14 protein-coding genes are annotated in these 13,451 nt (G+C 55.3%); all 14 read right to left on the bottom strand.

Going from position 1 to position 13,451, the window contains the following annotated elements:
• Positions 1 to 7 precede the first annotated feature (7 nt).
• Complete coding sequence (lpxA, locus tag SR894_RS02120; protein WP_133730949.1) at positions 8 to 775, bottom strand: acyl-ACP--UDP-N-acetylglucosamine O-acyltransferase; 768 nt, start codon at positions 773 to 775, stop codon at positions 8 to 10.
• Positions 772 to 1,215, bottom strand: coding sequence for a 3-hydroxyacyl-ACP dehydratase FabZ (fabZ, locus tag SR894_RS02115; protein WP_133730950.1), 444 nt, complete (start codon positions 1,213 to 1,215; stop codon positions 772 to 774). Before fabZ ends, lpxA begins: the two co-directional genes overlap by 4 nt.
• Positions 1,216 to 1,354: 139 nt before the next feature.
• Entirely contained in the window at positions 1,355 to 2,389 is a 1,035-nt protein-coding gene (gene lpxD / locus SR894_RS02110; protein ID WP_133730951.1) for a UDP-3-O-(3-hydroxymyristoyl)glucosamine N-acyltransferase, read from the bottom strand.
• Between the two features lie 53 nt (positions 2,390 to 2,442).
• Positions 2,443 to 2,943 (bottom strand): OmpH/Skp family outer membrane protein, encoded by a 501-nt coding sequence (locus tag SR894_RS02105; protein WP_133731095.1) that lies wholly within the window; start codon positions 2,941 to 2,943, stop codon positions 2,443 to 2,445.
• Between the two features lie 59 nt (positions 2,944 to 3,002).
• On the bottom strand, positions 3,003 to 5,354 hold the full coding sequence (bamA, locus tag SR894_RS02100; protein ID WP_422822649.1) for an outer membrane protein assembly factor BamA: 2,352 nt from the start codon (positions 5,352 to 5,354) through the stop codon (positions 3,003 to 3,005).
• Between the two features lie 100 nt (positions 5,355 to 5,454).
• Complete coding sequence (gene rseP / locus SR894_RS02095) at positions 5,455 to 6,813, bottom strand: RIP metalloprotease RseP (protein ID WP_133730952.1); 1,359 nt, start codon at positions 6,811 to 6,813, stop codon at positions 5,455 to 5,457.
• A 46-nt stretch (positions 6,814 to 6,859) separates the two neighbouring features.
• On the bottom strand, positions 6,860 to 8,059 hold the full coding sequence (gene ispC, locus SR894_RS02090; RefSeq protein WP_133730953.1) for a 1-deoxy-D-xylulose-5-phosphate reductoisomerase: 1,200 nt from the start codon (positions 8,057 to 8,059) through the stop codon (positions 6,860 to 6,862).
• Positions 8,056 to 8,886, bottom strand: coding sequence for a phosphatidate cytidylyltransferase (locus SR894_RS02085; protein WP_133730954.1), 831 nt, complete (start codon positions 8,884 to 8,886; stop codon positions 8,056 to 8,058). The genes ispC and SR894_RS02085 overlap by 4 nt, the downstream gene beginning before the upstream one ends.
• Positions 8,879 to 9,667 carry a polyprenyl diphosphate synthase gene (uppS, locus tag SR894_RS02080; RefSeq protein WP_133730955.1) on the bottom strand — a complete coding sequence of 263 codons (789 nt, stop codon included), beginning with the start codon at positions 9,665 to 9,667 and terminating at the stop codon, positions 8,879 to 8,881. Before uppS ends, SR894_RS02085 begins: the two co-directional genes overlap by 8 nt.
• Positions 9,668 to 9,760: 93 nt before the next feature.
• On the bottom strand, positions 9,761 to 10,318 hold the full coding sequence (gene frr / locus SR894_RS02075) for a ribosome recycling factor (protein WP_133730956.1): 558 nt from the start codon (positions 10,316 to 10,318) through the stop codon (positions 9,761 to 9,763).
• 4 nt (positions 10,319 to 10,322) lie between these two features.
• The gene (gene pyrH / locus SR894_RS02070; RefSeq protein ID WP_007111718.1) at positions 10,323 to 11,096 is read right to left on the bottom strand and encodes a UMP kinase; all 774 of its coding nucleotides are present in this window, start codon (positions 11,094 to 11,096) and stop codon (positions 10,323 to 10,325) included.
• Between the two features lie 176 nt (positions 11,097 to 11,272).
• Positions 11,273 to 12,142: a translation elongation factor Ts gene (gene tsf, locus SR894_RS02065; protein ID WP_133730957.1), complete on the bottom strand. Its 870-nt coding sequence runs from the start codon at positions 12,140 to 12,142 to the stop codon at positions 11,273 to 11,275.
• A gap of 228 nt (positions 12,143 to 12,370) precedes the next feature.
• A complete protein-coding gene (rpsB, locus tag SR894_RS02060) occupies positions 12,371 to 13,120 on the bottom strand; it encodes a 30S ribosomal protein S2 (RefSeq protein ID WP_133730958.1) in 750 nt (249 codons plus the stop codon).
• A 63-nt stretch (positions 13,121 to 13,183) separates the two neighbouring features.
• Entirely contained in the window at positions 13,184 to 13,450 is a 267-nt protein-coding gene (locus tag SR894_RS02055) for a hypothetical protein (protein ID WP_133730959.1), read from the bottom strand.
• Position 13,451 lies beyond the last annotated feature (1 nt).

The following is a 13,451-nucleotide window of genomic DNA, read 5'->3' as shown; positions in this document are numbered from 1 at the left end:
GCATGGGTTAACGGGTGATTCCGCGGGTAGAACGCTCAATGGAGGCGGCAAAATGCTCGACTTCGGGTAGCTCAAAGCGGCTGCGCATTTCGGCAAGCGCTTGCTCAGTGGTCAGCCCTTGGCGATAGACCATTTTATAGGCGGCGGTTAAGGCATTAATCGCTTCGCGGCTAAAACCTCGTCGCTTTAACCCCACCAGGTTGAGGCCACGCGCTTCGGCAGGGTTGCCGTTAATCATGATATAGGCAGGCGTGTCCTTGGTGATAATCGAGCCACCACCGGCCATGGCGTGATCGCCAAAATGACAGAACTGGTGCACTGCGGCCAAACCACCCAGAATGGCATGATCACCGACGGTGACGTGCCCTGCCAAGGTAACCTGATTGGCTAAAATGCAGTCGTTACCAATTACGCAGTCATGGCCCACATGTACATAGGCCATAAACAGGTTGCGCGAACCAACAGTGGTCTCGCTGCGATCCTGAACGGTGCCTCGGTGAATCGTGGCGCCTTCGCGAATCACATTATCGTCCCCCATCACTAACCGAGTGGGCTCACCTGCGTACTTTTTGTCCTGACAGTCTTCGCCTACCGAGGCGAACTGAAAGATACGCGTGCGCTCACCCAGCGTGGTGGGGCCTTTAACCACCACATGGGGGCCAATTACCGAGCCCGCGCCGATCGTGACGCCGGGGCCGATAATGCTAAAAGGGCCTACCTCAACGTCGTCGGCAAGGCGCGCCGTCGGGTCGACCAGTGCAGTAGGATGTATCAAGCCACCTTCCTCTCGGCACAAATAATTTCCGCTTCGCAGGCCAGCTCACCGTCAACCGAGGCACGGCATGCAAATTTCCAAATACCGCGTTTACCTTTAATCACGTCGGCCTCTAAGGTGAGCTTGTCACCCGGCATTACCGGGCGCTTAAAGCGCACCTTGTCACTGCCTACCAGATAGTATACATAGCCATCGGCGGGCAGTTTATTGACCGTTTTAAAGCCGAGAATACCGCAAACTTGGGCCAGTGCTTCAATCACCAGCACACCAGGCATAATCGGGTGATGTGGAAAATGGCCGTTGAAAAACGGCTCGTTGATGCTGACATTCTTGTACGCAACGATGGATTCACCGATGGCTAGTTCCGTTACTCGATCCACCAGCAAAAAAGGGTAGCGGTGGGGCAAGTACTCGCGAATTTCATTGATATCCATAACCATCGTAGCGACCTCTAAAATAACAAAACGCCTAATGACTCTCAGGCAAATACCAGCACCCCTGCTGGCCAAAAAGCAGTGGATTATAACCTGCTGCTATTCAGCCTCAAGTCAGTGGCAGGTAAATTTCATTCAGCATAAATCAATCACGCTGTTTTTTTTCCAATCTTGCTAGGCGCTTAGCGATATCATCGAGCTGTTTAAAACGCACCGCGTTTTTACGCCACTGGGTATTGGCCATAGCGCCGGTACCTGAGGAGTAGACCCCCGGTTCATGGATTGAGTTTGTCACCAAGCTCATTCCCGTCACCTGAACGCCATCGCAAATCGTTAGATGGCCGGACAAACCAACGCCGCCACCCAGCATGCAGTGTTTACCGACCTTGGTAGAGCCGGCAATGCCCACACAGCCCGCTAAGGCGCTGTGATCGCCAATGATGACGTTATGAGCAATTTGTACCTGACTATCGATTTTGACGTCATCACCAATCACCGTATCACCCAGTGCGCCCCGATCGATGCTGGAGCAACTGCCCACCTCAACGTCATCGCCCAGCACAACGCCTCCCAGCTGCGCAATTTTATGCCAGCCAGCACCGTCGTGGGCGAAACCAAATCCGTCACCGCCGATAACACAGCCACTTTGCAGGATGACTCGCTTACCTACCACCACACCATGGCACACCGTGACATTGGCATGCAGCCGCGTTGCTTCGCCGATAATGCTGTCGGCCCCAACCACGCTCCCTGCTCCAATCGCTACGCGGTCGCCCAGCACTACGCCAGACTCAATCACTGCATGAGCTTGAATGCAGACATCAGCGCCTAGTTTAACGTCTTCCGCCACTACCGCCGTGGGGTGAATACCGACGACGTCGCGGGCAGGCAGCGGGTCAAACAGCTGCGATAGCTTGGCATAGCCCAGGTAAGGGTTATCGATTTCCAGGCGAGGTACCGGGCAGTGTTTACCGTGCTCAGGGTGCAGTAATACAGCGGCCGCCTTGGTCGTCGCCAGATCTTTCAGGTAGGCGCGATTGGCCAGAAAAGCGACTTGATCCGGCTGCGCTTCTTTTAACGTCGCCAAGCCACGTATCGGCTGCTGGGCGTTGCCGCTAACGGCAATGTCCAATTGGCGCGCAATGTCTGCGAGGGTTAGGTGGTGAGAAGCGTGCGTCATGGGAGCCCAGGGAAGCTTTGGTGTGGTCAAGCCACACCAATCATCGTTTAAATTTAGTTCAGGGTATCAAAAATCTGCGTGACTTCGTCGGTCACATTGGGCAGATCCACACCTGAGTGCAGTACGCCCTGGGGCTCAACCAGTACATCAATACCGTGGCGTTCCAGTACCTGAGCGACGGCTTGCTCTAACTTCGGTTCAGCGCTTTCTAAAAACTGCTGCTCAGAGCTCTGCTGGGCCTGCATGACTTCCCGGCGAAGCTGCTCAAAACGACTGCCCTTCTCTTGTAGTTCGCTAATCAGCGACTCACGCTGAGACTGAGCCATGGTTTCGCCTTCGTTCTGCAAACGCTGCTGTAATTGCTGTAGCTCATTACCCAGGTTCTGTGCTTCACGCTGCTGATTGCCGATCTGCCCTTCCAGAGTACTCATTGAGGCCTGTGCCGACTGGGTATTCATCAATGCTGCTCGCCAGTCTAATACCGCTACTTCTGCCGCGTGAGCGGGCAAAATCATCGCGCCCAACAGGCATACCACCGCTGTTAGTCTACGCATCATGTTATCTCCTTAGGTCACGCCAGCCGCGCGCCGCCATGGCACGCGGTCTAGCAAAATTAGAACGATTGGCCGAGTGAGAACTGGAAGAATTGGGTATCGTCACCGCTCTCATCGTTCAATGGTTCGGCAACGCTGAAGGTCAGCGGCCCCACCGGCGTTAGCCAAGAAAGGCCGATACCGGCACTGTAGCGCAAATCGCCTAGATCAACGCCGGAGTTGCACTGCTGACGACCTGCGTCTTCTGCAAGCACATCGTAGCAAGAGGTCAGGAAAGTATTACCGCCATCCAGGAATAGCGATGTTTGCAGCGCACGCTGATCTTCAATAAAGGGCAGCGGGAAAATGATCTCGGCGCTACCTTCTACTGAAACGTTACCGCCCAGGGTTCGGTCACGGCCGCCTTCTGTTGCTGGCGTGGTGCGCTGCCCAAGCGTATTCGAGGTGAAGCCACGTACCGAGCCTAGACCGCCGGCGTAGAAGTTTTCATAGAAGGGGTAAGGATCGTTGCCGCCCAGCGTATCGGCATAGCCGACGTTGCCGGTAAATTTGAACGCCCAGGACTCGTCATCATTAATCGGGAAGAGCTGTTGAGCTCGCGCGCGCAGCTTGTAGTACTCCGAATCACTGCCCGGCACGCCGGTTTCCAGCGACAGGCGCTGATAGCTGCCATCGGTAGGCATAATACCGCGGTTAAGATTATTGCGTGTCCAGCTGGCGGTCAGCTTCAGGCTTTGCGCATCTTCGCCCTGATCTTCCACGTAGCGACGAATTTCTGAGGCCGTGTCGAAGTAGGTTTTCACCGTTAGGTCTTCAACGCTGGCCCCAAAGTTAAGCCGCGACAGCTCACTGACGGGATAACCAAAGTTAATCCCTGCACCGTAGGCATCTGTCGAGAACGTCGAAATATCCGAATCGGCATAGTCGGTTTCGCGGTAGAACAGGTTATAGCCGCGGGAAATACCATCCAAGGTCCAGTAAGGATCTGTGAAGCCAAAGTTAACGCTGGTGAAAGTATCGCTGCGCTGAGCACCTACGTTGACGCGATTGCCCGTACCCAGGAAGTTATTCTGCGACAGCCCTACCCCGTAAATAACCCCGGCACTCTGGGAGAAACCAACGCTTGCCGAGACCGAGCCTGAAGGCTGCTCTTCGACAGTATAAGTAACGTCGAGCAAATCCGGCTCACCGGGCACAGGCTGAGTATCCACCTCTACTTGGCTAAAGAAGCCCAGGCGTTCAAGACGCTGACGCGATTGCGTAATGGCGTCGGTGGAAGCGGGTGCGCCCTCCAACTGAATCATTTCACGTCGCAGCACTTCATCCTGGGTAGTGGTATTACCGTAGAACTCGATACGGCGAACGTAGGCACGTTCACCGGGATTGACGGCAATCACCAGATCGACCGTTTCCCCGTCCTCTGCCATTTCAGGCACGCCTTGAATATCAGCAAATGCGAAGCCTTCGGCACCCAAACGCTGGCGCAAGGCTTCGGTGGAGGCATTCACATCGCCGCGGGAGAAAATCTCACCCTCTTTAACGGTGAGCAGCTGGCGAGCTTCGTTCTCGCTGATCTGTAGGTCACCCGCGAAACGAATATCACCTACCCGGTACTGGGCGCCTTCATCGACGTTGAGGGTGATAAAGATTTCGGATTTTTCCGGGCCAATCGACACCTGGGTCGAGGTGACATCGAAGTTGACGTAGCCGCGATCGAGGTAGAACGAACGTAGCCGCTCAATATCACCGGCAAGCGCTTCACGGGAGTACTCGTCGCTTGAGAACCAGCCGAAAAGGCGTCCTGGCCGATCATTGAGCTCAAACACCTCGCGCAGCGTTTCGTCATCAAAAGCTTCATTACCAACGATGTTGATTTGACGAATCTTAGCGACTTCGCCTTCATTGATATTGATATTGACCTGTACCCGCCCCTCATCCACCTCTTCAACTTCGGTATCGATGCTGGCGCTGTAGCGGCCCTGTGACTGGTAAACACCTTCCAGTTCACGCTGAATCTCTTCCAGCGTGGAAAGCTCCAGTACCTGGCCTTCCGAGAGTCCTGATTCACGCAAACCATTGCGCAAATCTTCTTCGGAGATCTGATCGTTGCCACTGATCTGTAGCCGCGCAATGGTCGGGCGCTCGACGACCTGAATAACCAGTACATCACCTTCGCGTGCCAGGGAGACGTCGTCAAAGAGCCCTGTGGCAAATAATTCACGGGCCGCGGAGGCCAACTGCGCCTCGCTGACACGCTCATTGGCGCTCACCGGAAATGCATTGAAGACCGAGGCGGCGGATACCCGCTGCAGTCCTTCCACTCGAATGTCTGAAACATCAAAGGATTGTGCTTGGGCGCCGCTGGCGCCTGCCAGCAAGAGTGCCGCCATTCCAAGGGTCTTGATTTTCATGCAGTCAATTCGCTCGCGTTGGTCTGCCTATCATTCCAGAAAGGCACCATATACATTTGTGCAGGCAGATGACAAGGCATCCTGCGCGCTACACGCGTCATTACCACAGGCGCATCAGATCAAAATAGAGGGCCATCAACATCAGGGTGCCGACCATGGCAAGCCCTATGCGCAATCCTACGGCTTGGGTTTTTTCAGATACTGGCCGTCCACGCACGACCTCCATAAAGTAATAGAGCAAGTGGCCACCATCGAGCACCGGGATAGGTAGTAAGTTTAATACCCCAAGGCTGATAGAAAGATACGCTAGAAAGCCAATAAACGCTTCCATCCCCGCACGAGCTGAATCACCTGAGACCTGCGCAATGGTGATTGGCCCGGACAAATTGGAAGGCGAGATCAGCCCTACAAACATTTTGCGTATGGCATCTAAGGTTAAGAGCGTCATCGCTCCAGTGCGCGAAACAGCCTGGCCTACCGCTTCAATAGGGCCGTAACGGATTTCACGCTGGAACTCTGCTGGCCACTCGACCTGCTCGGCGCCTGCACCGATATAACCAATTTCAACCCCAGTGTCCAAGCGGTTACGCCCGGGGGTTAAATCAACACTCGACTGCTCGCCATTACGTTCATAGGTGAGCTGCAGCGTTTCACCTGGACTACCTCGCACCATATTAACGAAGTGCATCCAATCATCTACTGGTTCACCATTAACCGCCACCATCCTATCGCCAGCTTCTAGACCTGCCTGTTCGGCGGCCTCCCCGCTCACGACCTGGCCTAAAACAGCCGGAAATTCCGGTTGCCATGGGGTAATGCCCAGTGTTTGCAACGGCTGTGGCGGATCTTGGCGAACCAAATAATCAGCCACCGACAACCCAAAGCGCTGTGGATCACTCGCGCCTTCAGGGCGGGCGTCGATATCCAACTCACCGCTGAAGCCAATAATCGACACCAGCTTGAGGTTAACATCTTCCCAAGAGCGCATCTCGTCGCCCTGGATAGCGACAATCTCATCGCCATTGGCAAGCCCTGCTTCGGCGGCGGGCGAGTCAGGCGCAACGCTGCCGACCATCGGTGATACCACCGTTGTGCCCGCCACGAACAGAGCCCAGTAAGCCACGATCGCTAATAAGAAGTTGGCGATAGGCCCTGCCGCCACAATCGCAATGCGCTGCCACACGGTCTTGCGGTTAAATGCTTGGTCAAGCTGCTCTTCCGGAACCGGTGCCTCACGTTCATCGAGCATTTTGACATAGCCACCCAGCGGGATGGCGGCTATTGCGAACTCGGTGCCGTGGCGGTCAACCCGCGACCATAGCGGTTTACCAAAGCCTACCGAAAAACGCAGCACTTTGACTCCACAGCGTCTCGCCACCCAAAAGTGACCAAACTCGTGGAAGGTCACTAACAGGCCCAGCACCACAATGACCGCTAAAATATTCTGTATCAGGCCCACAGTGAACTCCTTAATGCCCCGCTCTAACGACCAGCCCAGCGAATGCTTAAGCGGACCACCTTGTTACCAGTTCCAACGCCTGCTGCCGTGCCCATTGATCCGTTGCTAATACGCTATCAAGGCTATCAACATGGCCTTGGTAGGGACGCGACAAGACGTCGGCGACCAGTTGCCCAATGGCTGTAAAGCCGATCCGACGCTGGAGGAATGCCTCAACCGCCACTTCATTGGCAGCGTTGAGTACAACGGGTGCCATGCCACCTTGCCGCATCGCTTCACGGGCAAGCCCTAAACAGGGGAAGCGAGTTTCATCGGGGGCTTCAAAATCAAGCCGCGCCACCTGAAAAAGATCCAATGTTTCGACCCCGGCGTCAATTCGCTCCGGCCACGCTAGCCCGTAGGCGATGGGGATGCGCATATCGGGATTACCCAACTGTGCAATCACCGAACCATCTTGATACGCCGCCATGGAGTGAATCACGCTTTGCGGGTGCACCACCACCTGGATTTGTTCGGGCGTGGCATCAAATAGCCAGCAGGCTTCAATAAGCTCTAACCCTTTATTCATCAGCGTGGCGCTATCCACTGATATCTTACGCCCCATCGACCAGTTCGGGTGAGCGCAGGCCTGTTCGGGGGTGACATTGTTGATGTCGGCCTGGCTCCAGGTACGAAACGGCCCTCCCGAGGCGGTTAGCAGCAGCTGACGAACGCCGTGCTTGGCAAGCCCGCCACGATGCTCCGCAGGTAGACACTGGTAAATGGCATTATGTTCGGAATCAATCGGCAGTAATGTTGCGCCAGAGCGCGAAACGGCTTCCATAAACAACGCGCCGCTCATCACCAGCGCCTCTTTATTGGCCAGTAGCACACGCTTGCCTGCCTCCGCGGCGGCTAGCGCCGGCAGCAAACCTGCCGATCCTACAATGGCCGCCATGACGCAGTCGACGCTGGCGTCCCGGGCAACGTCACACAGCGCCTGCGAACCTGCGTTCACTTCAGTTGACTGCCCAGCCCGCTGAAGCGCTTGGCGCAGCCAGGCGGCATCGGCTTCATCATCCAATACGGCGACCGCGGGGCGGTGCGCCAGGCACTGCGCTAGCAGAGCCTCTTTTGAGGTGTGCGCGGTCAGGGCATGGACACAATAGCGGTCGGGGTGGCGACTAATCACATCCAGCGTGCTAGTGCCCACAGAGCCTGTCGACCCAAGCACGGTCACGCGTTGCTTATTAGCGAGCTGACTCATAGTGGCGGCACCCGAGCAAACACCTCAACCAGGACTTCCACATAGAACAGCGCGAACAGCGGAATCGCCGCAGTAAGACTATCAATGCGATCCAGCACCCCGCCGTGACCCGGGAGCAACTGGCTCGAATCTTTGATATTGCGATGGCGCTTGAGCATGCTTTCCAGAAGATCCCCTAGCACAGAGGCCAAGGTGACGACGGCGGTGATGAGTATCAGAGCAATAGCGCCAGCCAGACCCAGCGGCAACCAAAGTGCAAAGAGCATGGCCAGGATAGTGGTCGCGGCTAAGCCACCGAACACGCCCTCCCATGATTTGCCAGGACTTACCTGGGGAGCTAATTTACGCTTACCCCAATTACGCCCCACAAAGTAGGCGCCGATATCCGCGCACCAGACCAACAGCAGCACAAACAAAAGCCAAGCCATACCAACATCACGCAGAACGTTAAAGCCCACCCAGCAGGGCAACAGCACCCATAGGCCCATCGCCAACCGCCGCCCCGTGGCCTGCCACTGGCCACCTGCAGCAGGGTAGCGGGTTACCCAATAGAGGTTCACCAGCCAGCCAACGGCGGAGAGCCACAGCGGCCATATCGATGTGGCCGCCCCGGTCAGCCACATGATCAGCATCAGCGCCGCCATCACGGCCACTAGCTGGGCACGCTGCGCCGTAACGGAAACGCCCGCCAGATTGGACCACTCCCAGGTAGCAAGCAGCACCATCAGCGCCGTAAATAGCGCGAAAGCGCCGCCGTCTAAACCAAACAGGCCAACCAGCACCAGGGGTGCTAGCCAGGCTGCGGTAATAATCCGCTGTTTAAGCACCCTGCGCCTCTATTTGTTCGTCCGTCATGCCAAAGCGACGACGGCGCTGACAGAAGTCGTTTAATGCCGCATCAAACGCATCCGCACCGAAATCCGGCCATAGCAACGGGGAAAAATGCAGCTCGGCATAGGCCAACTGCCAGAGCATAAAGTTGGATAGCCGCTGCTCACCACTGGTACGTATGCACAGATCTACCGGCGGCACATCATCAACCCCCATTGCAGCGTCGAAGCACGCTTCATCGATTTCCGCAGGTGACAACACCCCTGCCGCCACCTGTTCGGCCAAAGTGCGCGCCGCTCGTGCGATATCCCACTGCCCCCCATAGTTGGCGGCAATCACCAAATGCATACCCGTGTTGTCCGCGGTTAACGCTTCAGCACGCTGAATATGCTTTTGGATGGCGTGGGAAAAGCCCCGCTGTTCACCAATAATCGAGAGGCGCACATTGCGCTCATTGAGCTTTTTGACTTCACGCTTAAGCGCCATCAAAAACAGCTCCATCAAGGCGTTGACCTCTGCGGCCGGACGTTTCCAGTTTTCACTGGAGAAGGCAAACAGGCTGAGGGTTTGCACCTCGCGCTCGGCGGCCCGCTGAATCACCGCACGGACGGTTTCCACCCCGGCTCGGTGCCCGCGCACCCCCGAAAGCCCCCGCGCGCGCGCCCAGCGGTTATTGCCGTCCATAATGATGGCAACGTGAGACGGCGGGGCCTCCCCTGCCAGAGAAGACACGCTGGCGTCGTCCGGCTGTTTTTCAGGAAGCTGCGGTGACGTCATGGATTCTCGCACCAAAGGTCAGTCATAAAAAAACCAGCCAGAGTGTGGCAAAACGGGCAGCCAAAGCTGCCCGCGGCTGAATAAAGCACAGATTTATACCTGCATGAGATCCTGCTCTTTTGCAGTCAGCGCTTTATCGATCTCAGCGATATACTTATCGGTCAGCTTTTGAATCGCATCTTCGCCTTCACGCTGATCGTCTTCGGTGATCTCTTTTTCTTTTAACAATGATTTGAAATCACCGTTAGCATCGCGGCGCACGTTGCGTACGGCAACGCGGGCGTTTTCAGCTTCGCTACGCGCCTGCTTGATATACCCTTTGCGGGTCTCTTCGGTGAGCATCGGCATCGGCACACGGATCACGTTGCCGGCACTGGCCGGGTTCAAACCAAGATCAGAGGTCATGATGGCCTTTTCGATCTTCTGCACCATGCCCTGCTCCCAGGGCGCAATCGTCAGCGTGCGGGCGTCCTCAACGTTGACCGATGCCACTTGGCTAAGCGGTACCTGGCTGCCGTAATAGTCCACGGTAACAGCGTCTAAAATGCTCGGGTGAGCACGACCGGTACGAATTTTATTGAAGTTGCTATGCAGCGCCTCAACGCTTTTTTGCATGCGCGAATCGGCATCTTTCTTAATATCGTTGATCACGTCATTACCCTCTGTATATCAGCGTGCCTTCCTTGCCCCCTACGACCATATTCAGTAGGGCACCAGGCTTATTCATATCAAATACCCGCACCGGCATATTATGGTCACGTACCAGGCAGATAGCGGTCAAATCCATAACGCCCAATTTCTGATCCAGGGCGTCGTCGTAAGAGAGCTGGTCGTACTTCACCGCATCCGGATGTTTTACCGGGTCTTTATTGTAGACGCCATCGACTTTGGTCGCTTTGATCACGACGTCAGCGTCTACCTCAATACCGCGCAAACAGGCAGCAGAGTCGGTGGTGAAGAAGGGATTGCCTGTGCCTGCAGAAAACAGCACTACGTCCCCTGAGGTTAAGTAGCGAATGGCGGTACGCCGGTCATAGTGCTCTACTACGCCGCTCATCGGGATGGCAGACATCACGCGCGAGCGGATATTGGAGCGCTCTAACGCATCACGCATCGCCAGCGCATTCATTACGGTCGCCAGCATGCCCATGTGGTCACCGGTGACACGATCCATGCCAGCTTCATTGAGCGCCGCGCCACGGAACAAGTTACCACCGCCAATCACGATGCCCACCTGCACCCCGATGCCGACGAGCTGGCCAATTTCCAGCGCCATGCGGTCGAGCACCTTAGGGTCAATACCAAAATCGTGCTCACCCATCAGCGCTTCGCCAGAAAGCTTGAGCAAAATACGTTTGTATTTTGACTTCGAACCCTCAGCCTTGCTGGGTGCTACATGGGGGGTAGGTTCTTGAACATCACGCGACATGGCATCTCTCCTGAGGCAGACCTGTAAACAGGCAGGCGGGTCAGCCCCTTGGTATAAAACCAGTGTATAAAACCAGCTATCTTAGGGCCGATTATACTAGCATTAATTATACAGGGGCCGGATACGCGAAGGCGTGCGCTCACGCGCACGCCATCTTTTTTCTGAAACCTCTGACCTTAGCGACGGCCAGCCTGTTCCATAACTTCTTTAGCGAAGTCGACTTCTTCTTTCTCGATACCTTCGCCAACTTCAAAGCGCGTAAAGCCAACCACTTCGCCGCCAGCAGCTTTGACGAACTCAGCAACCGTCTGGTTGGGATCTTTTACAAACGGCTGCTCGGTCAGGCTGTTTTCTGCCAGGTACTTTTTCAAGCGGCCCTGAACCATTTTCTCAGCGATCTGCTCCGGCTTACCAGCCATATCCGGCTGGGCCAGAATAATCGCTTTTTCCTGATCCAGCTGCTCTTGGGGCATATCGGCAGGGTGCGCAACCGCAGGGTTTATCGCCGCAACGTGCATCGCGACGTCTTTCGCGACTTGCGAAGTACCGCCAGTTAGCACGGTCAGAACGCCAATACGGCCACCGTGGACGTATTCACCTACTAAACCACCGTCAGCAGCGTTTACAACGATGGCACGACGTACACCGATGTTCTCGCCGATTTTCTGAACTAGTTGCTCGCGAGCAGTTTCCAGCTCGCCAGCCATAACGGCAGCGACATCTTCACTTTTGGCAGTAAAGAAAGCCGCAGCGATTTTGTCGGCAAACGCGATGAAGTTGTCATCACGAGCAACAAAGTCGGTCTCGGAGTTGATTTCAACCATTACGCCGTAGCTGCCATCTTCCGCTACACGCGTAACCACTACACCTTCTGCGGCGATACGATCGGCTTTCTTCGCCGCTTTTAGGCCGGAGCTTTTGCGCAGGTTTTCAATCGCAACTTCGATATCACCGTCGGTTTCGGTGAGTGCTTTTTTACACTCCATCATGCCGAGACCGGTACGTTCGCGAAGTTCCTTGACCTGAGAGGCGCTGATAGCTGCCATGAGAATTCACCTCTGAAATGGTTCTATGAGAGTTAGACGCAACACAGAGTATAGGCATGATAAATGACCATCATGTATCACGCTGCCCTATGTCTCTCTGTATTGCGAGGCCGGTATTGAGTGCCGGCAAATTCGTCCGCCCAGACAGTTCATCTGTAGCGGGAAAAAGGGGGCAAAGCCCCCTTTATCTTGATGCGGCATACCTGCTCGCCGCATCCACTGCTGCGATTACTCGGCGGCAGTGTTGTCTTCAGCTGCAGCGGCCTCTTCGGTCACTTCAACGAACTCTTCAGCGTTGGCTTCTTTGGCACGGCCACACGCATCCGCAATCGCTTTTACGTAGATCTGGATAGCGCGGATAGAGTCATCGTTGCCGGGGATTACGTAGTCAACGCCATCGGGGTTGGAGTTAGTATCCACCACGCCGATAACCGGGATGCCCAGTTTGTTGGCTTCGTTGATCGCGATGCGCTCGTGGTCAACGTCGATCACGAACAGTGCGTCCGGTAGGCCGCCCATGTTCTTGATACCGCCGATAGAGCGCTCAAGCTTTTCCTGCTCGCGAGTTGCTACCAAAACTTCTTTCTTGGTCAGCTTCTCAAAGGTGCCGTCTTCGCGCATGGTTTCAAGATCACGCAGACGCTTAATGGACTGACGGATGGTCTTGAAGTTAGTCAACATGCCGCCCAACCAGCGATGGTTGACGAAGTGCTGGCCAGCACGATTGGCTTCTTCTTTAATTACCTTGCTAGCGCTGCGCTTGGTGCCAACAAACAAAATTTTGTTGTTGGATGCCGCCATCTTCTCGACCACATCGATCGCTTCGTTCAGCGCCGGAAGGGTGTGCTCAAGGTTGATGATGTGAATCTTGTTGCGCGCGCCGAAGATAAATTTGCTCATCTTCGGGTTCCAGTACTTGGTCTGGTGACCGAAGTGAGCGCCTGCTTTCAGCAGGTCACGCATATTAACGTGAGACATGATAGAACTCCTAAAACTCGGGTTAGGCCTCCACGCACCCCATGGATCCGACCGTTGACCACGTTAGACGCTGCCAGCGGCACCCGGGACCATGTGCCGGTGCATGTGTGTTTTTAAGGCTTGATAGTAAGCATCGCGCCCGAATGTCGAGCACGCTGCGGATTCATCGCCCTGCCCTACTGCGTCCTTCCCAGCCAAGAAGCTCGGAATCACGATTGCAGGAAAGCGCGCGGCTTTATACCATAGATCATTGCCAAGATGAAGTCGCACCCCGTTTGACGGTCTTAAATTGCGCCATTCAATTTTCCATTCTGCATTCATATCGAGCATT

This window comes from Vreelandella neptunia (genome assembly GCF_034479615.1).
GTDB classification, from domain to species: Bacteria; Pseudomonadota; Gammaproteobacteria; order Pseudomonadales; family Halomonadaceae; genus Vreelandella; species Vreelandella neptunia.
Note: the sequence above shows the minus strand (reverse complement) of the source record. Positions and strands in the feature narration are given on the sequence as shown.

Excerpts from the sequence above, each read along its gene's own strand:
- pyrH (WP_007111718.1), bottom strand. The coding sequence starts at position 11,096 with ATGTCGCGTGATGTTCAAGAACCTACCCCCCATGTAGCACCCAGCAAG.
- rpsB (WP_133730958.1), bottom strand. The coding sequence starts at position 13,120 with ATGTCTCACGTTAATATGCGTGACCTGCTGAAAGCAGGCGCTCACTTC.
- tsf (WP_133730957.1), bottom strand. The coding sequence starts at position 12,142 with ATGGCAGCTATCAGCGCCTCTCAGGTCAAGGAACTTCGCGAACGTACC.
- SR894_RS02105 (WP_133731095.1), bottom strand. The coding sequence starts at position 2,943 with ATGCGTAGACTAACAGCGGTGGTATGCCTGTTGGGCGCGATGATTTTG.
- ispC (WP_133730953.1), bottom strand. The coding sequence starts at position 8,059 with ATGAGTCAGCTCGCTAATAAGCAACGCGTGACCGTGCTTGGGTCGACA.
- bamA (WP_422822649.1), bottom strand. The coding sequence starts at position 5,354 with ATGAAAATCAAGACCCTTGGAATGGCGGCACTCTTGCTGGCAGGCGCC.
- SR894_RS02055 (WP_133730959.1), bottom strand. The coding sequence starts at position 13,450 with ATGCTCGATATGAATGCAGAATGGAAAATTGAATGGCGCAATTTAAGA.
- fabZ (WP_133730950.1), bottom strand. The coding sequence starts at position 1,215 with ATGGTTATGGATATCAATGAAATTCGCGAGTACTTGCCCCACCGCTAC.
- lpxD (WP_133730951.1), bottom strand. The coding sequence starts at position 2,389 with ATGACGCACGCTTCTCACCACCTAACCCTCGCAGACATTGCGCGCCAA.
- uppS (WP_133730955.1), bottom strand. The coding sequence starts at position 9,667 with ATGACGTCACCGCAGCTTCCTGAAAAACAGCCGGACGACGCCAGCGTG.